We start from the raw sequence: 22,843 nt of genomic DNA, 5'->3' as shown, positions 1-22,843 counted from the left end.
AACCTAGAGGCTGACGCTCGTGCTCTTCTGCGGCGGCTTGCGCAAATGGACGAGATGAATGATGGCGGCGAAGAAGAAGCCAAAGAACGTGGCGCCAAGGAACAGCCAGAACGGTATCTTCAAGGTGGGCGTCGCATTGTTCAGATTGTCGCCGATGGTCGCGAAAACCGCGTAGGCGATCAGACCGGAAACAGCCACCGCCGCAACCGAGGTGAAGAGGTTGAGGATCCGGCGCATGGGAGCAGGCAGCGCATTGCGGATATCCCCCATCACGATGTTCTCACCCGATGCCACCACCAGCGGATAGCTGACGAATACGACACAGATCAGGAGAAATCGGGTAAACTCCTCTGCTCCCACGATCGGTGCATTGAACAGATCCCTGAGCAACACCTGGGCAAAGGGCACAAGCACCAGCGCACCGAGCAGAAGCAGACAGACTGCTTCCACGAACCGTCTAGCGATCTTCATTGAAACTGCTCCGTATGGCAGAGGCAGGCCGCACACGACCTGCCTCCATTGCCGGCCTTACTTCACTTCGGCGATCTGCTCGATATACGGCGCGAAGTTGGGGAAGTCGGCGCGGATCTGCTCAAGCACCGGCTTGCGGAAGGCTTCAAGATCAAGGCCTTCTGCCTCGGTGATCACGGTCATGCCCACACCCTTGAGCTCGGCCACCAGCTCTTCTTCCGAAGCGGTCGCCCACTCCAGCGAAGCCTGCGCCTTTTCCTCAAGCACCTTCGTGATTGCAGCACGGTTGTCTTCGCTCAGACCCTGCCAGGCCTTCTCGTTGACGAACACCGCCAGGACCGAGTGCATGTGACCGGTGAGCGCAACATGGGACTGCACTTCATAGAGCTTGTTGGCGGAAATCATGGTCAGCGGATTTTCCTGACCGACAACAAGCCCGGTCATGAGTGCGGTCGGCAGTTCCGAAACCTCCACCGGGGTCGGCGTTGCTCCAAAGCCTTTTACCATTGAGACCCACAGATCGAGCGGTACGGCACGGAATGGCTTGTCTTCTAGGTCCGCAGGGCTCTTCACCTCGAAATTCGAGGAGATGTGACGTGCACCGCGATAGATGCGGCCGATGATACGAACGCCACCTTCGGAAATCAGCTTTTCATTGATCTCCTGAAGAGCTGGCGAATTGTTGGGATCGGTCGCGGCAAGCGCCTGCGCTGCATCACGATAGATGAAGGGCGCGTTGAAAACGGCCACATCCGGCACGATGCGGGCCAGAGACGCAAAATCGTGGTGCCCCATGGAGATGGAGCCCATCCGCACGCCATCAACCATTTCGGCCACACCGCCAAGCTGGCTGGCGGGAAACACCTGTACCGTAACCTCGCCATCTGTTTCCGCAGCGATCGCATCGGCTGCCTCGGACGCATAACGCGTCTGGATGTCGCCTTCGGCACCCACATGGGCATAGCGAAGCTCTTCAGCTGCCGCAGCACCCGACATCAGGGCAACAGCGACCGCCATGGACGCAGCGCGTCCAGCCAGTGATTTGAACATGGTACTTCCTCCCGTTGATACTAACTACAGATCAAGGCCACCCTTGGAATAGGCAGCGATGATGCTCTTGCGACGAAGCTCGTCGCCTATCGCAAAGTGCTCGCGCAGCCGCTGATCGGCTGCGTCACCGTCCCCCTCGACGATGGAGAGAAAGACCCGGCGGTGCGATTCCACGAGGTCGTTGACGATTTCAGGTGCGGTATAGGTGGTGCGCCGCCGCTCGACATGGCTGCGCTTGAGAAGCGCGGAGATGGCCCGGTAGAGCGTGATGAGTGCCTGGCTGTGAGAGGCACGCACAATGGAGTCGTGGAAGCGATAATCAGCCTCGCCACCCTTCTCCGGGTCGCCTAGCGTTTTCACGAGCGCAGACAGGCACCCGCCGATCCGATCGAGATCGGCTTCGGTAGCCCGCTCGCAGGCAAGCCTGATCGCCTGGCATTCGATAGCCATGCGCGCTTGCATGATGTCTTCGGAGACATTCTGCTCCTGCGCCAGCGAGAAGGTGAAGAAGTCGCTCAGGACCGAGACGTCCGCCTTGCCGACATAGGCGCCACTGCCATGTCTGATTTCCACCAGCCCAAGCATCGAAAGCGCGCGCATGGCCTCCCGCAGAAGCGGACGTCCGACATTGAGGTGCTGAGCCAGCTCCCGCTCGGCAGGCAGACGATCTCCAGAAGCCATTTCCCCGGAGAGTATCTTCTCCCGGAAGAAAGCCATGACGCGTTCCGTGCCGCTTCTACCTTCGGTCTCGCCCGTGGAAGTCTCGCTCATTTCGGTCTCCAGTGGTCTTACCTATTTAAGACCACAATGAACGATACGAGTCAACGACCATCAATATAGATTGATTTTCCCCGAAAGTTGCAGCAATGCAGCCTCGTATCGTTCTATATTGGTATTACCAATAAAAGACCACGGCAGGTCAGCTGCCGTGGCAAACGAATGTTTCAATGGAAACGCGTCCTAGAGAACCTTGCGAAGAAAAGCTCGCATACGCGGATCCTTCGGGTCGGTGAATATCTGTTCCGGCGGACCCTGCTCCACGAATTTGCCGCCATCCATGAAGATCACGCGGTCCGCGATATCGCGGGCGAACTGCATTTCGTGGGTGACGACCAGCATGGTCTGGCGCTCGTCCGCCACCTTCTTCAGAAGCTGCAACACTTCGTCGATCCATTCAGGATCAAGCGCCGAAGTCGGTTCGTCGATCAGCATCAATGGCGCCTGGGAGGCCATGGCACGACCGATGCCCACACGCTGCTGCTGCCCGCCCGAAAGAGCCGACGGGTAGCTCGCCTCCTTGTCGGCAAGTCCGATCGTGCCGAGAATTTCACGGGCTTTGGCGAACGCTTTCTCCCTGTCCCAGCCGCGCACCGTGGTCAGACCTTCCGCGATATTCTCGATGGCCGTCTTGTTGGCGAAGAGCGCATAGTTCTGGAAGACGAAGGAGGTCTGGCGGCGCAGCGCAAGCTGCTCCTTCCTGGAAGCATTGGCGGCATCCACCTCGACATCGCCTATGCGGATGACACCCTCGTCTGGCTTTTCCAGGAAATTGAGCGTGCGTAACAGCGTCGACTTGCCGGTTCCCGACGGCCCGATGATGACGACGCGCTCCCCCTCGCGCACCTCAAGGTCGAGATTATCGAGCACCGTATTGGTGCCGAAACGCTTGGTCAGTCCCTTGATCCGGATCATCGTGCATGCGCCTTTCCAAGCCGCGTTTCGAGACGACGCTGAAACAGCGTCAGTGTCTCGACAATTGCCCAATAGATGAGAGCAACGATGATGAAGGCCTCGAAATAGAGGAAGCTGCCGGCAGCCTCCTTCTGCGTCGCACCCATCAGTTCCGTTACGCCCAGCGTGAAGGCAAGCGAGGTGCCCTTGATCATGTCGATGAAGTAATTGACCAGCGTGGGTGCGGCCACGCGGGCAGCCTGCGGCAGGATGATACGGCGCATCATCTGCGTCGTGGTCATACCCACCGACATGGAAGCTTCCCACTGCGACCGATCCACGCCAAGAATGGCGGCACGAATGCTTTCGGCCATATAGGCTGCAAAATGCAGCGTCAGCCCCATGATCGCGGCCGTCACGCCGTTGATTGCGGTCAGGAAGGACATGACCTGCGGCAGGCCGTAATAGAACAGGAAGAGCTGCACCAGGAGCGGCGTGCCGCGAAAGAAGCTGATGAAAAAGCGGGTGAATCCGTCGAGCACCGGCACATTGACCACACGCACAACTGCCATGAGCGAGGCCAGCACAAGCGCCATAACCATGCTGACGGCAGCCATGCCGAGTGTCAGCGGCACATAGCTGAGCAGGATCGGCACGAGACCGAACATGTAGTCGAAATCAAGAGCTCTCATCGCTTCCGCCTTCCGGCTGCCGGTGCATCAGATCATATTCATGGCTTCTGCACACATAGGGCGGCTGCAGGTCGTGTCCCGCAGCCGCCCGAAGTTCAAGGCATGCGCCTTACTTGGTGATGTCGGTTCCGAACCACTTCTGGGAGATTTCGGCCAGCTTGCCATTCTCCTTCAGCGTGGTGATCGCGGCGTCGAAACGGTCACGCAATGCACGGCCTTCTTCGTCGTCGCGGAAAGGAAGCGCATTGCGGATCTCGGAGAAGCGCTCACCGGCCAGCGCCAGCGGCAGGGGCGATTCCTTGATCGTCTGCGCAGCACTCACGCGATCCATGACGAAGGCATCGACGCGGCCAAGCGCGGTTTCCTGCGCCAGATTGCTTTCATAGGTCTTTATATCGACCTCGTCCGCATAGGGCAGTTCACGCAGAAGCTGCTCGAAATTGGAGCCGAGATTGACGGCAACCGTACGACCCTTCAGGTCCTCCGGCCCGGTGATCTCGCTCTCGTTGCCCTTCTTCACGACAACCTGTGCGCCGTCGATAACGTAAGGCTGCGTGAAGGCGAACTTCGCCTGACGCTCCTCGGTTATGGTGATCTGGTTTGCGATCGTGTCGATGCGCCCGGCCTCAAGCGCACCCACGAGACCCGAGAAGCTCATGGTCTCGAACTTGATCTCGTCGCCGGTTTCTTCAGCCACGGCATTGATGAAGTCGACTTCGAAGCCCTGCAGCTTGTCCTGCTTGACGAAGGTGAAGGGGAAATAGCCACCGGACATGCCGACAGTGACGGTGTCTGCCAGAGCCGATGTGGCGGATGCAGCCGCAAGTGCCGCGGCGAGAATGAACTTGCGCATGAGAAAATCTCCTTGGAGCGCGGGAAATCTGGAGGCCGGAAAATAGGTATGGCGCAATAGAATTCCAGCCGCCCGAAGGATGGAGCGGCAAGAAAGCAAAAGCGAATTACACTGGCCTGATAGCGTAGGAATTCTTCGCGCGAGCCTTCCCGAAGCGAGCAACTTTATTTCGCGAAAAATCCCTCTTCCTGCTGCTGGTGCAACGGTGTGCGACCCATTATATTTGCGGCAGCCACTCCGTCACGGACCCGATCTTGAACCCGCGCCCGCTATTCATGCTTTTCAGCCTCCTGCTCGCCGTCAGCTTCGGCCTGCAGAGCCTCCCCAATGGCGGCTGGCCGACAATGGGCGCACCGCTTCTTCAGGAAGCCGAGCATCAGTCACCGGCCCTTGGCGAGAAGGGTCCGACGGTCGTGAAGACCGCCGCGCGCGCGAAATCCCCGACACCTCCTGATCCTGAAGCGATCACAACCCTTGCGACGCTGTCGTTGAACCCGCAGGTCCTGCCGGAACCGGCCGCCCGCGCCGCCGTGTCAGCGTCGCCGTCACATGCCCACACGCGCCCCGCGCCCCGCGCTCCCCCTGTTGCAGGCTGATCGGGCCCGACCGCCCGCTTCTCAAGATCAATCAGCAACTAAACGTCCTGCGAAGCGGCATTGGCCGTAGCAGGCGCATAATCGGGAGCGTTCGGATGAAACGCGTCGTAACCCTTTCCAGTATCGCCGGGGCAATTGCCGTGGCACTGTTCGTGTCGGTAGAAGTATTGGCAGCTGCCGGCGCAGCCTTGTGGTCGATCTCCGGCCTGATGCATCTGGGCCAGATGGCCTCCACCATCCTTGCCATTGTGCTGGGCCTGCCCACCCTGTGGGCCGTCGCCAAGATCTGCCAGCTTTCCTGGGCCGCGGAAACCGATCCGGAAAACAATTGATCAACCCGCTCACATTCGCTTGAGCATGAGACAAAGGGGGAAAGCCGGCGGAACGGCTTTCCCCCTCTTCCGTTGGGCAACCGACAGCAATGATGGAGACCAATCGATGCCAGAGGCCGCACGCGACACCGCCCAGACCCGCCACCTCACCACGCGTAATCCCGCAACCGGTGAGAAACTGAAGAATTATGCTCTGATGAGCGATCAGGAGGTTGAAGACCTGATCCGGGCTACCCACAACGCGTTCGAGAGCTGGCGGCGCACGAGCTTTGCGGAGCGCGGCGAGCATTTGCGCCGTTTCGCCGAAATTCTCCGAGACGAAAAGGAGGAGATGGCGCGCCTGATGAGTTCGGAGATGGGCAAGCTTTTCTCCGCATCAAAAGGCGAAATTGAAGCATGCGCGGACATCGCCGAATACACGATTGAAGAGATGAACACCTATCTGCAGGACGAGGAACGTCCGTTGCAGTCCGGCGACAGGGGCATCGTCACCTACAGCCCCATCGGTGTAATCTATGGCATCCAGCCATGGAATTTTCCGCTCTACCAGGTCGTGCGCTATGCCATTGCCAACATCGCGGCAGGTAACACCGTTCTCCTGAAGCACGCAGCCGACGTTACCGGTTCGGCGCTGAAGATCGAGGAGATGATGAGGAAGGCCGGCTTCCCCGACAATGTCTTCACCGTGCTCGTCATCGATCATGACCAGTCCGACGCGGTGATCGAAAACCGCCTCGTGCGCGGCGTAACATTGACCGGCAGCCCGCGTGCGGGTGCCCATGTGGGCGCGAAAGCTGCCAAAGCATTGAAGAAATCCGTTCTCGAGCTTGGCTCCAACGACGCCTATATCGTGCTGGAGGATGCCGATCTGGAGAAGGCGGTAAAGCATTGCGTGGCGGGGCGCATCTACAACAATGGCGAGACCTGCGTGGCAGCGAAACGCTTCATCGTCGTGGATGCGGTCTACGAGAAGTTCCGCGACGCCTATGTGGAACAGATGAAGGCGGTCAAGCTTGGCGACCCCTTTGCCGAAGACACCCAGCTCGGGCCGATGGTTCGCGAGAACCTGCGCGCCGACCTCCACGATCAGGTTGTGCAGTCACTGAAGCATGGGGCAAAGCTTCTATGCGGCGGGGAAATCCCCGACGGTCCCGGCTTCTTCTACCCGGCAACCGTCCTTGAGGACGTGAAGCCCGGCCAGCCTGCCTATGACGAGGAGCTCTTCGGGCCGGTCGCCTCGCTTATTCGAGTGAAGGATGAGGCAGAAGCCATCAGAACCGCCAATGACAGCGTCTATGGTCTCGGCGGCGGCATCTTCACCGGAGATGTGGAGCGTGCGAAGCGCATTGCCCGCGACGAGTTTGACACGGGCATGGTCTTCATCAACGGCTTTGACCTCGCCCAGCCGAACATGCCCTTCGGCGGCGTGAAGGATTCCGGCTATGGCCGTGAACATGGCGGCTTTGGCATCCGTGAATTCGTGAACGTTAAGGCCATCAACGTCGTCGGTTGATTGCTTTCGGCGCAGAAAAAAGCCCGGCTGGTCCAGCCGGGCTTTGCGTTGCCTGATGCCGGAGCTCAGTTGGTCGGCATCATGAAAACCTCGTTTACCGTTGCGCGGCTCGGCTGCTCGAGCGCGTACACCACGGCATTGGCCACATCCTCGGCCTGCAGCTTGTCGGGCTTGCCTTCGCTGAAAAAGGCCGTGTCCACCATGCCGGGCGCGATAACGGTGCAGCGCCCGCCCCATTCACGCATTTCTTCGGCCATATTGCCCGCATAGCCGTGTACGAACCACTTGGTCGCGCCATAGATCGAGCCCTTGATGTGGCGGCGACCGGCGGCTGAACCCGTCAGCACCAGATGCCCCTTGGTCTTCTTCAGATGCGGCAGCGCCACACGTGCGGTGTAGAGCAGGCCCATGATGTTGACGTCGATCATGCTGCGCCATTCCTCGGGATCCCCGGCTTCCGTTCCCGGCTTGTCTAATCCCTTGCCGGCATTGGCATAGGCTGCATCCAGGCCACCGAAATGTTCTACCAGCTTGCCCACGGCCTCTTCCTGCGCGGACAGGTCGGTCGCATCACCCGGCAGCGCCAGCGCCTTGTCACCAAGCTCGTCAACCAGCTTGTTCAGCTTGTCCTCGCTGCGAGCCATCAGACCAACATTCCAGCCCGCTTCAACAGCACGTCGCGCAGTTGCCGCACCGATGCCAGATGAGGCACCGGTAATGAATATTGTCTTCGTCATGAAATCACTCCTGCTGGTTCATGGGTTGGAGCCCTTAGCTAGGAGCGGCATTCCATGGGACAAGGCCTGATGATCAGGCTGCCACCGCCTCCTTCGGTTTGCGCACGGCCATGAAGTAGAAAAACAGGCCGGTGAGCACGAGGAAAAAGAGGCTGTCCGGGCTTGTCAGAAACACCAACGGATTGCCGTCGCTGAGCGAAAGCGAACGGCGAAGATACTGTTCGAGATCTGGCCCGAGGATGAAGCCGAGTAGCAGGGAGACCGTCGGATAATTCTGTTTGCGCAGGAAGAAGGCAAGTATGCCGAACACAAGTGCCAGCCCCATCTGGAAGACCGAGAAGGTCGCCACATAGCTACCCACCAGCGCCACAACCGCGATGCAAGCATAAAGCAGCCCGCGCGGGATGGAGACGATACGCACGAACCACGGCCCGAAGATGAACAGCGTCAGCGGAATGAGGATCAGCGCACTTACGAAAAGTGAGGCGAACATCGGCGCGATCAGGTCCGTCTGGCTTTCGAGAAGCCGCGGGCCCGGCTGCAAGCCATTGATCACGAGAACGCCGAGCACGATGGCCGTGGTCGGATCGCCGGGAATGCCGAACATCAGCATCGGAACGAACGCGCCGCCGCACATGGAATTGTTGGCCGATTCCGCTGCGGCGATACCCTCCCGGCTGCCATTGCCATATTGCTCGGGCTTGCGCGAGCGACGCTTGGCTTCCGCATAGGAAACGAAGGCAGCCATGGAACCGCCAACGCCTGGCAATATGCCGATGCCATAACCCATGACCGAGCTTTTTAGATAGGTGAAGAGGCCGATCTCGCGGATCTCGCTCCATGCGGGCAGGAAGTCGCGGCGGCGGATCTTGGCGGCAGCCTCGTTCACCTGCAGCTTGAGCGAGGAGGAATGCGCCTGTGCCTGATAGAGCACTTCGGAAATCGCGAAGGTGCCGATGATGATGGGCATCATGTCGATGCCTTCCACCAGCACTTCCGTGCCGAAATTGAAGCGCGGGATCGGCTGCATGACATCGATGCCAATGGTCGCGATCATCACGCCCAGCATGGTGGCAACAACGCCCTTGGCGATCTCGCCGCGCTGAACGATGATGATGACGACAAGCGCAAAGAGCACCAGCGCGAATTTGCCGGGCGTCTGTATGAGAAGCGACAGCTTGGCAGCCACCGGCATCAGCCCCATGAGCAGCAGCGCACCGACACAGCCACCGATCATGGAGCCAAGTGCGGCATGACCGAGCGCATTGGCGCCCTGCCCCTTCTTCATCAAGGCATAGCCCTCGATAGCCGTCATCATGGAGGACGGTGCGCCGGGAATGTTGATGGTGGTTGCCGTTATGCTGCCGGCATACATGCCCGACATGAAGATGGAGGCACACATGACCAGCGCCGGCACGACATCCATGCTGTAGGTGATCGGCAGAAGAAGCGCGATGGCAAGCACCGAAGTCAGCCCCGGCACTGCACCGAAAAACGTGCCGATGATGAAGCCCAGCACCATGAAGCCCAGCACTTCCGGCTGCGCCAGTGCACCGAAACCCTGCAGCACCTCAAGAAAGAAATTCATAGCGGCAGCCCCGGAAAGACTGGCAATCTGATGCCAAAGACGAAGGCGAACAGGCCGTAGAAGACAGCCGTGACGGCAAGCGCGTCAATGACGCGCCGCACGGGACGGCCGGCCTGATAGGAAAAGAGCATGAAAAGCGCGAAAACGAAGAGGAAGGTGGACAGGCTGTAGCCCAGCCATTTGAAGACGCCGATATAGGCAGCCGTTGCAACGACAATGGCTGCGGGCTGCATCAGGCTCCCGTTGCCTTCTGCGCTCTCGCGGCGTTCCTTCCAGATGATGGTGAACAGGGCGCCATACATGAGAGTAGCAGCAAGAAACGGCAGGAAGCGCGGTCCCACGAGACCTTCACTGAATTGCGGACGGATCTGGAACGTGGCTGCGACATAGACCGTGGTGAGGACCAGGAGGAAGATTGGCACCCCCAGCCTGCCTGCCACAGTTGAATTATTCTCGGCCATCACCGCGTCCTCCCGCTGAATGGAATCCGGGCGCCGTTGGCCAAGCCAGCGGCGCCCATAGTGCAGTTCTATTTCGAGATGACGCCCTGTTCCACCAGAGCATCCATCTGTTCAAACAGCTTGGCGCTGGTTTCGTCAGCCCAGCCAGTGACTTCGCTGGTGCCGAGCCAGTTCGGCGTCACACCCACATTGGCCACCCATTCCTGGAACTCGTCGCTTTCAAGCGCCTGCTTGTAGGCGGCTTCGAGCTTGGTGATGGTCTCATCCGGGGTGTCTGCAGGTGCTGCAAAGACGATGAAGCTTCCCATGCGAAGATCGAGACCGGCATCTTTCGCCGTCTGCACGTCCGAAAAGGTCGGATTGGGCGTGTCGGAGAACTCGACCAGGCCGCGCACATCGCCATTCTCGATCAGCGAGGCGAAGTCACCGAGGCTCGTGGCAACCACATCCACCTCGTCGGAAAGGATCGCCTCTTTCTGCGGAGCAGCACCGCCCGGATAGGCGATGATCTTGAACTCGGTGCCGGTTTCTTCCTGCAGCTGCAGGACCGCCAGATGCAGACGCGAGCCGATATTCTGGATGCCGATCTTGATCTCGCCCGGCTTTTCCTTGGCGGCCGCAACAAGCTCGTCAATCGACTGGTACGGCGTGTCTGACGCGACGATGATCGCATCCGGCTCGCTGGTCACGCGGCCGATCAGCTTCAGCTTGTCCATCTTGTAGGTCGGCAGAAGGCCCTGCCACGGCACGGTGACGACGCTGTCATAGGTCAGCGCACCGATCGTGTAACCGTCAGGCCGCGCCTTCATCACCTGCGAAACGCCTGTGGCGCTGATGCCGCCTTCAATGTTCTCCACATACATGGAGGCGCCGATATTCTTCTCGGCAATGGTGGTCAGCTTGCGAACGATGCCGTCCGTGCCGCCACCTGCACCCCAGGGCACGACCACGCGAATATCCTTTTCCGGATAATCGGCCATGGCCGGTGCTGAAACGAGTGCGGCAACAGCCACCGTGGCGAGCAATTTGATTGTCTTGATCATCTAGTCCTCCCTTGAGCGCATTTTTCCAAGGCCCGTGCGGCCATTCCTGCGGTCGAAACCGCTCCTCCCACCAGCCATGCGCGGACCGGCAAATTTTCCTTAGGCAGCAGAAGCCCTGCGACCTTTCTCAACCTTCTGAACCAGCGCCTGCAGGATGCCGCGCTCCTCATTCGTCAGATCAGTAAGTGGCGCGCGCACATGTCCGGGCTGGAAACCGGCTAGTTCGACGCCGGCCTTGATCGCGGAAACCGCGTAGCCCGGCTGGCGATCACGAAGACGCGCAAAGGGGAAGAAGAAGTCTTCCAGAATGCGCTGGACCGTGGCCTTGTCGCCCGCCTGAAGGGCCGAATAGAATGCGAGCGCTGTCTCGGGAATGAAGTTGAACACTGCCGAGGAATAGGTGGTGACTCCTGCGCCGTAATAGGGCTCGGCGAAGAGCTCATGTGTTGGCATTCCGCCGACGTAGCAGAGCCTGTCGCCAAGGCGTGCCGTGATCTCCCGCACGAGATCGATGCGGCCCGTGCCATCCTTGAAGCCGATGAGGTTCGGGCAGGCTTCTGCCAGACGCTCCAGCGTCTCGGCTGAGACGACCGAGTTGTCGCGGTTGTAGACGATGACACCAAGACCGGTGACATCACACACTGCCTTGATGTGCTGATACAGCCCCTCTTGCGGCGCGTGGATCAGATAATGTGGAAGCAGCAGCAGCCCGTCCGCACCCGCCTGCTCCGCGCCGCGTGCAATCTCCTTCGCCGTTTCGGTACCATAGCCGCAACCCGAAATGATCGGCATGTCGCTGGCCGCGGATTTCGCCGCCCGTACTGTCTCGACCACCTCGGCGGGCGTCATGGAGAAAAACTCGCCCGTGCCACCAGCGGCAAAAAGTGCGGCGGCATCGTGCTTGCACAGCCAATCGATATGCCTGGAATAGCTGTCGAGATTGAGCGTGTTGTCCGCATTGAAATGCGTGACCGGAAACGAAAGTAGCCCGCTGGCAATGCGTGATTGGATGTTTTCAGGTGTCATCAATGCTGCCCTTCTTGTTGGGCAAAGTCATATGATGACTTATGACCACTCGTCAAGCTGCGTCATACTATTTTTCAGATGCCGACCGACCGAGCACCCGATAACGCTTGAGCGAACCACCAAGATGCACCCGCATCGCTTCGCGCGCCCGGAGCGGATCGCGCGCATAGATCGCGTCCGCAACCGCAACATGCTCCTGGTGAAGCTGGACATCTCGGTTCTCGCGCAGCGCCCGCATAGCCTGCTCGTCCGCGAGCTTGCTTCGGGGAATGGTTCGCTTCCCCAGGTGAGAGAGGAAAGCCTCAAAGCGGGAATTGTTGGTCGCACGGGCTACAGCCATATGAAACTCGAAGTCATGCTGAGCCGTCGACCTACCTTGCTCCAATGCCGCCTGGAAAGCATCGAGTTGGGCCTGGATGTCGGCTTCCTGCGCTGGCGAACAGCGTTCCGCGGCCAGACCCGCAGCCTCGATCTCGACGGACGCGCGCAACTCAAGCTCTTCAATAATATCGGAAATCTTGCGATGCATCTCGTCGAAAAGGTGCAATCCCCCGACAGGCGCCGGGGGTTGCAGGACAAAGACACCGGAGCCGTGACGCGATTCGACCAGACCATCCGCACGAAGAGCGGCAATTGCTTCGCGCACGACCGTGCGACTCACCGCAAAGCGCTCGATCAGGGATGGCTCCGTGGGCAATTTCGCCCCCACGGGAAAGACGCCCTGCTCGATCTCGTCACGCAGAGCAGCAGCAACTTTTGCCGACAGACTGACTTTCATCTTGGCTCCGCTACCAACAGCCATTCATATTCCGCCTCATCCACCAAATTGCAGCCAGTGCACAGCTGCGCCCGGCCATGCAACGTCTGATCGCGAAGCATCGCGTCAGCACACTAGAGCAAGAAGAAGCGAAAAGAAATATGATGAGTTCAGATGACACTCAGCCGAAGAAAGGCGTCGGCTTCAGAAGCTTGTTGTTCTGGCTTATGAGGTAGCCGGCCTCGGCAGAAAGCTTCAGATAGTTCTGCCATGCCGGATCAGCCTGCAATTTCGCGCGCTTGGATTCGCGGTCACCTGCACTCTCGTAGACCCAGATATGGACATAGGAGTTCACGTCACCGGTCTCGGTCGCAGCATAAAGAAGCGGCTCACCCAGATGCTTGCGCTGCACCGGCCAGCCATGCTGCTCATAAAGCGCCAGATGTTTCTTGATCGTGCCCGGACGGCAAACATAAGTGCGGTGATCGTAGAGCATGACTTTCCCCCTCGTTTTCGCGCATGAAAAAGGCGCGGGGCTCGACTGGATGCGAGACCCGCACCTTTCAAGCCTGGCTCAATAGCCCCTATTCGGCAGCCGCTGCAAGCTTGGCCGGTATGTAATTGAGGATCGGCGCCAGCCAGCGCTCGACCTCCTCAAGCGGCATGTTCTTGCGCCGGGCATAGTCTTCCACCTGGTCGCGCTCGACCTTGGCGACACCGAAATAGTAGCTTTCAGGATGGCCAATATAGAGGCCGGAAACGGAGGAGCCGGGCCACATGGCATAGCTTTCCGTCAGCTTCACGCCGGCTTGGTTTTCCGCGTCGAGCAGACGGAAAAGCGTTTCCTTTTCAGTATGATCGGGCTGCGCCGGATAGCCGGGCGCGGGACGGATGCCAGCATATTTCTCCGCGATCAGGTCGTCATTGGAGAGTGCCTCATCGCTTGCATAGCCCCAGAATTCGCGTCGCACCATTTCATGCATGCGCTCGGCGAAGGCCTCGGCGAAACGATCCGCAAGCGCCTTCACGAGAATGGAATTGTAGTCGTCATTCGCACGCTCGAAACGCTCGGCGATCGCCACTTCCTCGATGCCCGCCGTCACGACAAAGCCGCCGACATAGTCCTCGCGCCCGCTGTCCTGCGGGGCCACGAAATCCGACATGGCCAAGTTCGGCCTGCCGTCGCGGCGGCTGAGCTGCTGGCGAAGCGTGTAAAATGTCGCAAGCTCCTCGGTACGGTTGTCATCGGCAAAGAGGCGAATATCGTCACCGACCGCATTGGCTGGCCAGAACCCGATCACCGCGCGCGGACGGAACCACTTTTCCTCAATGATCTGCTTGAGCATGGCCTGCGCATCGGCAAAGAGCTGACGTGCGGCCTCGCCCTGCTTCTCGTCTTCCAGTATCTTCGGATAACGCCCCTTCATCTCCCAGGTCTGGAAGAAAGGCGTCCAGTCGATATAGCGCGCGAGTTCCTCAAGGTCCCAGTCCTCGAAGGTCCTGGTGCCGACAAAGCTCGGGCGCTTGGGCTGATAGGCCGACCAATCAAGCTTCAGGGCATTGGCTCGCGCTTTTGCGAGCGGCAGACGCTGCTTGTCGGCCTCAGAGCGATAATGCGCATCTGCGACCTTGGCATATTCGGCCCGGATCTTCTCGATATAGCCATCGCGAATATCGTCAGACAGCAGATTGGAAACCACACCGACAGCACGGCTGGCATCATTCACATGCACCACCTGCCCGCGCTCATATTGCGGGTGTATCTTCACCGCCGTATGCACACGGCTGGTGGTCGCACCGCCAATCAGAAGCGGAATGTCGAAGCCCTGACGCTCCATCTCCGCCGCGACATGCACCATCTCGTCGAGGGAAGGCGTGATGAGACCCGAGAGACCGATTACATCGACCTTCTCGTCCTTTGCCGTCTGCAGGATCTTCTCCGCAGGAACCATGACGCCAAGGTCGATGATCTCGTAATTGTTGCAGGCCAGCACGACGCCGACGATGTTCTTGCCGATGTCGTGAACATCGCCCTTTACCGTCGCCATCAGCACCTTGCCGGCCGCCTCGCGTTCGCCGCCGCCATTGGCCAGCTTTTCCTCTTCCATGTAAGGCAGAAGGATCGCGACTGCCTGCTTCATCACGCGGGCGGATTTCACCACCTGCGGCAGGAACATCTTGCCCGCGCCGAACAGATCACCAACTACATTCATGCCCGCCATGAGCGGACCTTCGATCACATGCAGCGGACGCTCGGCCTGTAGCCGTGCTTCTTCCGTATCCTCGTCGATATATTCGGTGATGCCGTTCACCAGCGCATGTTCAAGGCGTTTCTCAACCGGCCATTCGCGCCAGGTGAGGTCCTTCTCGCGCCCCTTGGAACCACCGGAACCGCGATAGCGCTCGGCAATCTCCAGCATGCGCTCGGTTGCAGTGCCGCCATCCTTGGGCTGGCGATTGAGAACGACATCCTCGCAGGCCTCGCGCAATTCCGGATCGATCTGGTCATAGACCGCAAGCTGCCCGGCATTGACGATGCCCATATCCATGCCCGCCTTGATGGCATGGTAGAGGAATACGGCATGCATCGCCTCGCGCACCGGCTCGTTGCCGCGGAAGGAGAACGAAAGATTCGACACACCGCCCGACACATGCACATGCGGCAGCGTCTCGGTGATCTCGCGCGTCGCCTCGATGAAGTCGACCCCGTAATTGTCGTGCTCCTCGATGCCCGTTGCCACGGCGAAGATGTTCGGGTCGAAAATGATGTCTTCGGGCAGAAGCCCGGCCTTTTCAGTGAGGATCTTGTAGGCGCGGGTACAGATCTCGAGCTTGCGCGCCTTCGTATCGGCCTGCCCTTCCTCGTCGAAGGCCATGACGACAACGGCAGCGCCATAGGCACGGCAAAGCCGAGCATGCTCCAGAAACTGCTCTTCGCCTTCCTTGAGCGAGATCGAATTTACGATCGCCTTGCCCTGAATGCATTTCAGGCCGGCTTCGATCACCTCCCATTTGGAGGAGTCGACCATGATCGGCACGCGAGCAATATCCGGCTCGGCGGCAATGAGGTTGAGAAATTCCACCATCGCCTTCTTCGAGTCGATGAGACCCTCATCCATGTTGATGTCGATGATCTGGGCGCCGTTTTCCACCTGGCTCAGCGCGACCTCAAGTGCTGTCGCATAGTCGCCATTGGTGATCAGCTTGCGGAATTTGGCCGAGCCCGTGACATTCGTCCGCTCGCCCACATTCACAAACGGAATGTCGTCGGTAAGCGTGAAGGGCTCGAGACCTGAAAGGCGCAATTGCGGCTTCTTCTTCGGCACCTGGCGCGGCTTCTTGCCAGCAACGGCCTCTGCGATCGCGCGGATATGTTCCGGCGTTGAGCCACAGCAGCCGCCCACCACATTGACCAGTCCTTCATCGGCAAAGCCCGCCACCTGCGCGGCCATGAATTCCGGGCTCTCGTCATATTCGCCAAAAGCGTTGGGCAGACCCGCATTGGGATAGGCGCAGGTGAAGGTATCGGCAGCACCTGAAAGCTCCGCCATGTGCGGACGCATCGCTTCCGCACCCAGCGCACAGTTCAAGCCGACCGTAAAAGGCTTCGCGTGACGGATCGAATGCCAGAACGCCGTTGGCGTCTGGCCGGAAAGCATGCGGCCGGAAAGATCGGTAATGGTGCCGGAAATCATGATCGGCAGCCGCACGCCCTTCTCCGCAAAGATCTCCTCGCAGGCGAAGATGGCTGCCTTGGCATTCAGCGTGTCAAAGATCGTCTCGATCAGGATGATGTCGGAGCCGCCATCAATCAGCCCGCGCAACTGCTCGCCATAGGCAATACGCAGCTCGTCGAAGGTGACAGCGCGAAAGCCAGGATTGTTGACGTCTGGTGAAATGGAGGCGGTACGGTTTGTCGGCCCCAGCGCACCGGCAACAAAGCGCCGTCTGCCATCCTTCTGTTCCGCCCGGCGTGCCGCGCGCTTGGCAAGCCGCGCGCCATCACGGTTCAGGTCATAGACCACCTCCTCCATGCCATAATCGGCCTGGGCAATAGAGGTGGAGGAGAAAGTGTTCGTCTCCAGAATATCCGCGCCGGCAATCGCATAGTCGTAATGGATATCCTCGATCGCCTTGGGCTGCGTGAGGATGAGAATGTCGTTATTGCCCTTCTGGTGGCACTCGCAGCCCAGGAAACGCTCGCCGCGGAACTGTTCCTCGTCCAGCTTGAGGCTCTGGATCTGCGTACCCATCGCGCCATCCATGACGAGAATGCGCTCGCGCGCGGCCTTTTCCAGCGCGGCGAACACATCCGACCCGTCGGATTTCGCGCCAACAGGGCCAAACAGTTCATCAAGGGCGGACGGATTCTCAGACACGCAATTTCCTCTCATGGATTTCGCCGGAGCAATCACATAAAGACATCTTTATGTCAATATACGGGCCGCACAGCCTTGTCCGGCGCGAGCATTGTTCCGTGCTGGCACCACTATAATCCGGTAGATAGGCAACAGACAGGCAGAGTTCGAGCTATCGGGGCTCGCGCCACAGATTGAGATAACGCGGGTCGAACTCTGCCATCTCCGCCAACCGCTCGTAATCGACGATACGGACACGCCGGTCCTGCCATTCGACATATCCGGTGGAGCGCAAATTCGCGAGTGTCTTGTTCACATAGACGGTCGACATGCCCAGCATGTCACCGATCATGGCTTGCGTCGGTGGGAAGTCGAAACTGTCGCCCTCGATGACCCCCACTGCCCGTAACCGCGTGTAAAGCTCGCAGAGCAGATGACCCATTTGCTGCTCGGCACTCATACGCCCAAGTGAGACGATCCAGGCCCGTTGAATAGCTGCATCCACCAGTGTCGTGTGCCACAGAAGACGGGTCAGATGCGGGTGCGTTTCCGTCAGGCGACGAAGATTGCCATGCGGCACGAATGCCGCGCGGCAGGGCCCGACGGCAATCACCGCGTGGTCCATGGTCTTCAGCAACATGCTGTGCAGATCGACGAAATCTCCGGGGATATGCACCGCCGAAATCTGGCGCTTGCCATTGGCCAGATATTGCGCGCGGGCGGCGAAACCTTCAACGATAAGACAGGCCTCCTCAGGACGCGAATCCTCGGCGACAAGCTCTTCGCCGGAAGCGAAGCTGCGCATGCGGGCCGGCAATGCGATAATGGCTTGCCGCTCCTCGTCACTCAGGTTGTCATGCCGCTCCAGCATGTTGATCAGAAAGGACCGCTCATCCTTGTTCACCGTACCCGCCCACCCGCTTTAGGTTTGTCGACTGTCTTCTTGCAGGATCACCAGCCTATTCGCGATGACCTGCTTTGTCCAAGAAGCTCATACAGCGATGCGCAAGTAAAAGAAAAGCCGCCGAACTTGCGCTCGACGGCTCGATCCGGCCTGATCAGTGGTCTCTTGCAGTCAGTCCCCTTCAGGCACGTGCCGCGGGCTGTCCTTGGGGGCGGCTTCGATGTCGACCTTGTTTGGATCGAACGCACCATAGCCTGCAATCTGCCTCACATCCTCATGCGGAGTCTCATAGGACCACAGCACATCGTCGGCAGCTTCGCCGACAGCCTCCACGCTCCAGTATGAGGCCTGACCCTTGAACGGGCAGGTTGTGGTGGTCGGGCTCTTGCGGAAAAAATCGAAATAGATGTGCTCGAACGGCACATAGTAGACGGGCTTGTGCCCCTGCTCCTCCAAAACCAGTGCCTTCTCCGTCGATGCGACCACCGCATCGGAAAAGAAGATATTGACCGTGCCGTCATAGGGGCGGATGGAAATGCGTTCGGATGTAGCGCTCATCGTCATTCCTCGCTGTCACTTGCCAGAAGAACGACACCCACGCGCTTTGGGTTCCAGAGGGAACCACGCGACTACGCTCGCATTGTTCCCTCAAGCAAGGCGGTCCTACACCGCATCAATCACGACAGGAGCAAGGCGTGATACATTCGAGCAATTTCCTGTGGCTGCTGACGGTAGCAGGCGGTCCGATCATTCTTGGCATCGCGGTGATCTACGCGGTAATGCGCCGCCGCAGGCTGAAAGCCAGCGAGAAAATTCGCCAGCACGAAGGCACCGAGCGTGTCTACCAGGACGACCCGACAATGCCACCACGGCATTGACGAGCGGGTGCGTTATGCACCCGCCCACCGGATCAAACGCTGGAGCGCAACCGACGCGCCGCCTCTACCATATTGGCAAGTGCGGGCCTGACTTCCTCCCAGGCCCGCGTCTTCAGGCCACAATCGGGATTGACCCAGATCTGCCAGGGTTTCAGACCATCTTTGGCCTTCTGCAAAAGTTCCGACATCTCCTCTGCCGGCGGAACGCGCGGGGAATGAATGTCGAAGACGCCCGGCCCGATATCCTTCCCATAGGCATGGCTGGAGAAGGCATCCAGAAGCTCCATGCGTGAGCGGGAGGTCTCGATCGAAATCACATCCGCATCCAGCGCCTCGATGGCTTCGATGATATCGTTGAACTCGGCATAGCACATATGGGTGTGGATCTGCGTTTCAGCGGCCACGCCGCAGGTCGCGAGACGGAAGCAGTCGACTGCCCATTCGAGATAGTCGTGCCATTCTCCCTGCTTCAAGGGCAGCCCCTCGCGCAGCGCCGGCTCATCCACCTGGATGATGCTGATCCCGGCGGCTTCCAGGTCCTGCACCTCGTCCCGCAGCGCCAGCGCGATCTGTCGGCAGGTCGTCTCCCGTGGCACGTCATCGCGTGGGAACGACCATTGCAGCATGGTGACCGGCCCAGTCAGCATGCCCTTCACCGGTTTGTCCGTCAGCGATTGTGCAAATTTCGCCCAGTCCACGGTCATGGGCTCCGGTCGCGAGACGTCGCCGAAGATCACTGGCGGACGCACATAGCGTGACCCGTAGCTTTGCACCCAACCATGGCTTGTGAAGGCATAGCCCGACAGCTGCTCTCCGAAATACTGCACCATGTCGTTGCGCTCGAACTCGCCATGCACGAGCACATCCAGCCCCACCTCTTCCTGCCAGCGAATGGCCGCTTCGGTTTCCCGACGCAGATAGCTGAGATAATCCGCGGTCTGAATCTCGCCCCGACGATGCGCGGCCCGCGCTTTCCTCACCTCTGGCGTCTGCGGGAAGGAGCCGATGGTGGTTGTGGGGAACGATGGCAGGCCAAGCGCCGCATTCTGCAACTTTCGACGCGACTGGAAATCAAGGCTGCGCCTGGTCAATCCCGCCCTGACCTGCGCAAGACGAGCCGCAACGGCCTGACTATGCACTTTCGCCGATCTGCGTCGCGCCTCAAGCGCGTGGGTGGCCGCCTCAATCCGTTCGCCTACACGCGCCGCCTCGCCAGAAAGGGCTGCCTTCAGAACGCCTAGCTCCTCGATCTTCTGTAGAGCAAAAGCCAGCCAGGTCTTCAAATCCACATCGAGCTCGGTCTCAAGCTCCAGATCAATCGGCACATGAATAAGCGAGCAGGAAGGTGCGATCTGCACTACACCCTGACGCCCTCTTACCACCGGCTCCAGCCGCTCGATAAGGCGCGCAAGATCCGCCCGCCACACATTGCGCCCGTCAATCACGCCAAGGGAAAGCACGCTCTCCGGACGTATCGCATCCAGAACTGCATCAAGCTGGTCGGGAGCACGCACGAGGTCAACATGCAGGCCGTGTACCGGAAGGGTGGAAACGACGGCGAGATTTTCTCCAAGCCCACCGAAATAGGTGGCAAGCATGATCTTCGGCGCATCTTTCGTGGCCAGCGCACCGAATGCAAACGCGTAGGCCTCGCGCTCACGTTCCTGAAGGTCGAGTACCAGGCAAGGCTCGTCGATCTGCACCCATTCGGCTCCCGCCTCACGCAAACGCGCGAGAAGTTCGACATAGAGAGGCAACAATCGCGGCAACAGCGCCAGTGGATCGCTCCCGTCAACACATTTGCTGAGCTTCAGGAAGGATACCGGTCCAAGCAGTACGGGCCGCGTTTCGATGCCCAACGCCCTGGCTTCCAGATATTCGGCAACCGGCTTTTCCCCAGCCAGAGCAAACGCCTGTCCGGCGTGCAGTTCCGGCACCATGTAGTGGTAATTCGTGTCGAACCATTTGGTCATCTCAAGCGCTGCGACGCCGTCACCGTGAGAATGTTCGCAGGCGTCACGCTCAGTGCCCGTACTGCCACGCGCCATGGCGAAATAAGTCGCCAGTACACCGCCCGCCTTCACTTGCTCGAAGCGCTCAGGCACCGCGCCCACGGTCACCGCCATGTCCAGCACGTGGTCATAGAGCGAAAAATCATTGGACGGGATGACATCCACACCTAGTCTCTGCAGGCGCCTCCAGTTTTCTGCGCGCAATTCTGCCGCCTTTGCGAGAAGTTCGGCCTCGGTCAGTTTTCCCGACCAGAAGCCCTCCAGCGCGAATTTCAGTTCCCGCCTGGCGCCGATACGCGGCAGGCCGAGTGCTGCAATCTTGATATTTCCAGACATTTCAAACCCCGGTCTGTCAGGACGGGGTTATGGCGGAAAGGCAAAAGCGCACGGCAACGGATGGCCGCAACGCAAACCCTCACCGGGACACCCCGCCCGTGGTTGTGATGCGCCGTGGCAGGTCTCCTGGCTTGCGGGTCATCGCCCCTGCCCGCCTTCCCGCGCTTTCGCGCAGTGGCATGATGGACAGGCGCTCTCCGCCTACAGTTGCGGGGGCAGCCGCGGATTAGCCGTCACCGGCGCACCGCATTCCCTCTTGGCCGAAACATGGACCATCCATGCGCCGGAACCACGACAGGCGCAGCTTCGCCCGAAGCCGCGCCAGTGTCAATGGGATATAAGGAAATGTTTATATCTTTAAGTGATAGGCCGACATCTCAATCCCAGCTCAGTGCACCACCATTCTGGTATTCGATCACGCGGGTTTCGAAGAAGTTCTTCTCCTTCTTCAGATCCATCGCTTCCGACATCCACGGGAACGGGTTTTCGGTGGCCTCGAAAACCGCCTCAAGCCCCAACTGCGCGCAGCGGCGATTGGCGATGAAGTGCATATATTGCTCGCAAAGCTCGGCATTGAGCCCAAGGAAGCCGCGCGGCATCGTATCGCGGCCGTATGCCGCTTCCAGCTCCGCCGCCTCGCGGATCATGCTGCGCACTTCGTTCTTGAAGACATCGGTCCACAGATGCGGGTTTTCGTGCTTGATCTGGTTGATGACGTCGATGCCGAAATTCAGATGAATGCTCTCATCGCGGAGGATGTACTGATACTGCTCGGCAATCCCCACCATCTTGTTGCGCCGCCCAAGAGAGAGGATCTGCGCGAAGCCGGTATAGAACCACATGCCCTCGAAGATCACATAGAAGGCGACCAGATCGCGCAGGAAAGCCTGATCGGCTTCCCGCGTGCCGGTCTGGAAATCCGGATCGTCCAGATGCTTGGTATATTCCAGCGCCCAGGCCGCCTTGTCAGTGATGGACGGCACTTCACGATACATGTTGAAGAGCTCGCCCTCATCCAGGCCGAGGCTTTCCACGATATACTGGAAGGTATGCGTGTGGACCGCCTCCTCGAAGGCCTGGCGCAGCAGATATTGCCGGCATTCGGGGTTCGTCAGGTGCCGGTAGATGGCAAGCACGATATTGTTGGCCACCAGCGACTCCGAAGCCGCAAAGAAGCCCAGATTGCGCTTGAGCATGCGCCGCTCGTCCTCGGTCAGCCCTTCGCGTGACTTCCAAAGCGCGATATCGGCCTGCATCGACACTTCCGTCGGCATCCAGTGATTGTTGCAGCCGGAGAGATATTTCTCCCACGCCCATTTGTATTTCAGTGGCAAAAGCTGGTTCACATCCGCACGCGCATTGATCATGCGCTTGTCATCAACAGAAACGCGTGCGCCACCACGTTCGATCGCGCCAAGACCGGTGGCATCGGCCTCGGCTGTTTGGGATGCGGATGTGGGTGTTTCTTCGTTCCAGTTCAGCATTCGGGTTCTCCGGGGTCGAGATATTCTTATTGAAAGCGGGCGCGCCCCACCCCCCTCTGCCCTGCCGGGCATCTCCCCCTC

General features: G+C 59.4%; 22 protein-coding genes and 1 riboswitch. Of the genes, 4 read left to right on the top strand and 18 right to left on the bottom strand.

The window, feature by feature from the left end; translation table 11 throughout:
* Positions 1 to 3 precede the first annotated feature (3 nt).
* The 6 genes from EL18_RS01225 to EL18_RS01200 all read right to left on the bottom strand — a co-directional run bounded on the left by EL18_RS01225 (position 4) and on the right by EL18_RS01200 (position 4,737).
* Positions 4 to 471: a TRAP transporter small permease gene (locus EL18_RS01225; protein WP_036478956.1), complete on the bottom strand. Its 468-nt coding sequence runs from the start codon at positions 469 to 471 to the stop codon at positions 4 to 6.
* Positions 472 to 528: 57 nt separating this feature from the next.
* Complete coding sequence (locus EL18_RS01220; RefSeq protein ID WP_036478953.1) at positions 529 to 1,521, bottom strand: TRAP transporter substrate-binding protein; 993 nt, start codon at positions 1,519 to 1,521, stop codon at positions 529 to 531.
* A gap of 24 nt (positions 1,522 to 1,545) precedes the next feature.
* Positions 1,546 to 2,292, bottom strand: a complete 747-nt coding sequence (locus tag EL18_RS01215) for a FadR/GntR family transcriptional regulator (RefSeq protein WP_036478950.1) — start codon at positions 2,290 to 2,292, stop codon at positions 1,546 to 1,548.
* Positions 2,293 to 2,481: 189 nt separating this feature from the next.
* Positions 2,482 to 3,213, bottom strand: coding sequence for an amino acid ABC transporter ATP-binding protein (locus tag EL18_RS01210; protein ID WP_036478947.1), 732 nt, complete (start codon positions 3,211 to 3,213; stop codon positions 2,482 to 2,484).
* A complete protein-coding gene (locus EL18_RS01205; RefSeq protein WP_036478945.1) occupies positions 3,210 to 3,884 on the bottom strand; it encodes an amino acid ABC transporter permease in 675 nt (224 codons plus the stop codon). The genes EL18_RS01210 and EL18_RS01205 overlap by 4 nt, the downstream gene beginning before the upstream one ends.
* 109 nt (positions 3,885 to 3,993) lie before the next feature.
* A complete protein-coding gene (locus EL18_RS01200; RefSeq protein WP_051913631.1) occupies positions 3,994 to 4,737 on the bottom strand; it encodes an amino acid ABC transporter substrate-binding protein in 744 nt (247 codons plus the stop codon).
* A gap of 254 nt (positions 4,738 to 4,991) precedes the next feature.
* Between EL18_RS01200 and EL18_RS01195 the strand changes: the two genes are divergently transcribed.
* From EL18_RS01195 to EL18_RS01185, 3 genes are all read left to right on the top strand, one after another.
* Positions 4,992 to 5,333, top strand: a complete 342-nt coding sequence (locus tag EL18_RS01195; protein WP_152552927.1) for a hypothetical protein — start codon at positions 4,992 to 4,994, stop codon at positions 5,331 to 5,333.
* Between the two features lie 95 nt (positions 5,334 to 5,428).
* Positions 5,429 to 5,665, top strand: a complete 237-nt coding sequence (locus EL18_RS01190; RefSeq protein WP_051913630.1) for a hypothetical protein — start codon at positions 5,429 to 5,431, stop codon at positions 5,663 to 5,665.
* A 106-nt stretch (positions 5,666 to 5,771) separates the two neighbouring features.
* Complete coding sequence (locus EL18_RS01185) at positions 5,772 to 7,178, top strand: NAD-dependent succinate-semialdehyde dehydrogenase (RefSeq protein WP_036478936.1); 1,407 nt, start codon at positions 5,772 to 5,774, stop codon at positions 7,176 to 7,178.
* A 65-nt stretch (positions 7,179 to 7,243) separates the two neighbouring features.
* On the opposite strand, the gene EL18_RS01180 is transcribed toward EL18_RS01185, so the two are convergent.
* The 10 genes from EL18_RS01180 to EL18_RS01135 all read right to left on the bottom strand — a co-directional run bounded on the left by EL18_RS01180 (position 7,244) and on the right by EL18_RS01135 (position 18,610).
* Complete coding sequence (locus EL18_RS01180; RefSeq protein WP_036478934.1) at positions 7,244 to 7,915, bottom strand: SDR family oxidoreductase; 672 nt, start codon at positions 7,913 to 7,915, stop codon at positions 7,244 to 7,246.
* A gap of 73 nt (positions 7,916 to 7,988) precedes the next feature.
* On the bottom strand, positions 7,989 to 9,503 hold the full coding sequence (locus tag EL18_RS01175) for a tripartite tricarboxylate transporter permease (protein WP_036478930.1): 1,515 nt from the start codon (positions 9,501 to 9,503) through the stop codon (positions 7,989 to 7,991).
* A complete protein-coding gene (locus EL18_RS17190) occupies positions 9,500 to 9,964 on the bottom strand; it encodes a tripartite tricarboxylate transporter TctB family protein (RefSeq protein WP_051913629.1) in 465 nt (154 codons plus the stop codon). Before EL18_RS17190 ends, EL18_RS01175 begins: the two co-directional genes overlap by 4 nt.
* A gap of 68 nt (positions 9,965 to 10,032) precedes the next feature.
* The gene (locus EL18_RS01165; protein WP_036478928.1) at positions 10,033 to 11,007 is read right to left on the bottom strand and encodes a Bug family tripartite tricarboxylate transporter substrate binding protein; all 975 of its coding nucleotides are present in this window, start codon (positions 11,005 to 11,007) and stop codon (positions 10,033 to 10,035) included.
* A 99-nt stretch (positions 11,008 to 11,106) separates the two neighbouring features.
* Positions 11,107 to 12,033, bottom strand: coding sequence for a 5-dehydro-4-deoxyglucarate dehydratase (kdgD, locus tag EL18_RS01160; protein ID WP_036478927.1), 927 nt, complete (start codon positions 12,031 to 12,033; stop codon positions 11,107 to 11,109).
* Between the two features lie 67 nt (positions 12,034 to 12,100).
* Positions 12,101 to 12,835, bottom strand: coding sequence for a FadR/GntR family transcriptional regulator (locus EL18_RS01155; RefSeq protein ID WP_036478926.1), 735 nt, complete (start codon positions 12,833 to 12,835; stop codon positions 12,101 to 12,103).
* Positions 12,836 to 12,971: 136 nt separating this feature from the next.
* Positions 12,972 to 13,286, bottom strand: coding sequence for an NIPSNAP family protein (locus EL18_RS01150; RefSeq protein ID WP_036478924.1), 315 nt, complete (start codon positions 13,284 to 13,286; stop codon positions 12,972 to 12,974).
* Between the two features lie 88 nt (positions 13,287 to 13,374).
* Positions 13,375 to 17,184 (bottom strand): methionine synthase, encoded by a 3,810-nt coding sequence (gene metH / locus EL18_RS01145; protein WP_200875480.1) that lies wholly within the window; start codon positions 17,182 to 17,184, stop codon positions 13,375 to 13,377.
* Between the two features lie 136 nt (positions 17,185 to 17,320).
* Positions 17,321 to 18,052: a Crp/Fnr family transcriptional regulator gene (locus EL18_RS01140; protein WP_341872050.1), complete on the bottom strand. Its 732-nt coding sequence runs from the start codon at positions 18,050 to 18,052 to the stop codon at positions 17,321 to 17,323.
* 171 nt (positions 18,053 to 18,223) lie between these two features.
* Positions 18,224 to 18,610: a DUF427 domain-containing protein gene (locus tag EL18_RS01135; RefSeq protein WP_244444492.1), complete on the bottom strand. Its 387-nt coding sequence runs from the start codon at positions 18,608 to 18,610 to the stop codon at positions 18,224 to 18,226.
* A 137-nt stretch (positions 18,611 to 18,747) separates the two neighbouring features.
* On the opposite strand from EL18_RS01135, the gene EL18_RS18010 reads away from it, so the two are divergent.
* The gene (locus EL18_RS18010) at positions 18,748 to 18,930 is read left to right on the top strand and encodes a hypothetical protein (protein ID WP_152552926.1); all 183 of its coding nucleotides are present in this window, start codon (positions 18,748 to 18,750) and stop codon (positions 18,928 to 18,930) included.
* A gap of 32 nt (positions 18,931 to 18,962) precedes the next feature.
* Here EL18_RS18010 and metE read toward each other — a convergent pair whose 3' ends face one another.
* Positions 18,963 to 21,278: a 5-methyltetrahydropteroyltriglutamate--homocysteine S-methyltransferase gene (gene metE / locus EL18_RS01125; RefSeq protein ID WP_036478910.1), complete on the bottom strand. Its 2,316-nt coding sequence runs from the start codon at positions 21,276 to 21,278 to the stop codon at positions 18,963 to 18,965.
* Between the two features lie 99 nt (positions 21,279 to 21,377).
* Positions 21,378 to 21,587: riboswitch (cobalamin riboswitch) on the bottom strand.
* A 68-nt stretch (positions 21,588 to 21,655) separates the two neighbouring features.
* Positions 21,656 to 22,762: a ribonucleotide-diphosphate reductase subunit beta gene (locus tag EL18_RS01120; RefSeq protein ID WP_036478908.1), complete on the bottom strand. Its 1,107-nt coding sequence runs from the start codon at positions 22,760 to 22,762 to the stop codon at positions 21,656 to 21,658.
* Positions 22,763 to 22,843: the final 81 nt, after the last annotated feature.

Origin of the sequence: Nitratireductor basaltis (assembly GCF_000733725.1) — a bacterium.
GTDB lineage: Bacteria > Pseudomonadota > Alphaproteobacteria > Rhizobiales > Rhizobiaceae > Chelativorans > Chelativorans basaltis.
This window is presented reverse-complemented; position numbering and strand designations above follow the sequence as displayed.

Bases quoted from the DNA above. Each gene is read 5' to 3' on its own strand.
- EL18_RS01225 (WP_036478956.1), bottom strand. From the start codon at position 471: ATGAAGATCGCTAGACGGTTCGTGGAAGCAGTCTGTCTGCTTCTGCTC.
- EL18_RS01220 (WP_036478953.1), bottom strand. From the start codon at position 1,521: ATGTTCAAATCACTGGCTGGACGCGCTGCGTCCATGGCGGTCGCTGTT.
- EL18_RS01215 (WP_036478950.1), bottom strand. From the start codon at position 2,292: ATGAGCGAGACTTCCACGGGCGAGACCGAAGGTAGAAGCGGCACGGAA.
- EL18_RS01210 (WP_036478947.1), bottom strand. From the start codon at position 3,213: ATGATCCGGATCAAGGGACTGACCAAGCGTTTCGGCACCAATACGGTG.
- EL18_RS01205 (WP_036478945.1), bottom strand. From the start codon at position 3,884: ATGAGAGCTCTTGATTTCGACTACATGTTCGGTCTCGTGCCGATCCTG.
- EL18_RS01200 (WP_051913631.1), bottom strand. From the start codon at position 4,737: ATGCGCAAGTTCATTCTCGCCGCGGCACTTGCGGCTGCATCCGCCACA.
- EL18_RS01190 (WP_051913630.1), top strand. From the start codon at position 5,429: ATGAAACGCGTCGTAACCCTTTCCAGTATCGCCGGGGCAATTGCCGTG.
- EL18_RS01185 (WP_036478936.1), top strand. From the start codon at position 5,772: ATGCCAGAGGCCGCACGCGACACCGCCCAGACCCGCCACCTCACCACG.
- EL18_RS01180 (WP_036478934.1), bottom strand. From the start codon at position 7,915: ATGACGAAGACAATATTCATTACCGGTGCCTCATCTGGCATCGGTGCG.
- EL18_RS01175 (WP_036478930.1), bottom strand. From the start codon at position 9,503: ATGAATTTCTTTCTTGAGGTGCTGCAGGGTTTCGGTGCACTGGCGCAG.
- EL18_RS17190 (WP_051913629.1), bottom strand. From the start codon at position 9,964: ATGGCCGAGAATAATTCAACTGTGGCAGGCAGGCTGGGGGTGCCAATC.
- EL18_RS01165 (WP_036478928.1), bottom strand. From the start codon at position 11,007: ATGATCAAGACAATCAAATTGCTCGCCACGGTGGCTGTTGCCGCACTC.
- kdgD (WP_036478927.1), bottom strand. From the start codon at position 12,033: ATGACACCTGAAAACATCCAATCACGCATTGCCAGCGGGCTACTTTCG.
- EL18_RS01155 (WP_036478926.1), bottom strand. From the start codon at position 12,835: ATGGCTGTTGGTAGCGGAGCCAAGATGAAAGTCAGTCTGTCGGCAAAA.
- EL18_RS01150 (WP_036478924.1), bottom strand. From the start codon at position 13,286: ATGCTCTACGATCACCGCACTTATGTTTGCCGTCCGGGCACGATCAAG.
- metH (WP_200875480.1), bottom strand. From the start codon at position 17,184: ATGAGAGGAAATTGCGTGTCTGAGAATCCGTCCGCCCTTGATGAACTG.
- EL18_RS01135 (WP_244444492.1), bottom strand. From the start codon at position 18,610: ATGAGCGCTACATCCGAACGCATTTCCATCCGCCCCTATGACGGCACG.
- metE (WP_036478910.1), bottom strand. From the start codon at position 21,278: ATGTCTGGAAATATCAAGATTGCAGCACTCGGCCTGCCGCGTATCGGC.
- EL18_RS01120 (WP_036478908.1), bottom strand. From the start codon at position 22,762: ATGCTGAACTGGAACGAAGAAACACCCACATCCGCATCCCAAACAGCC.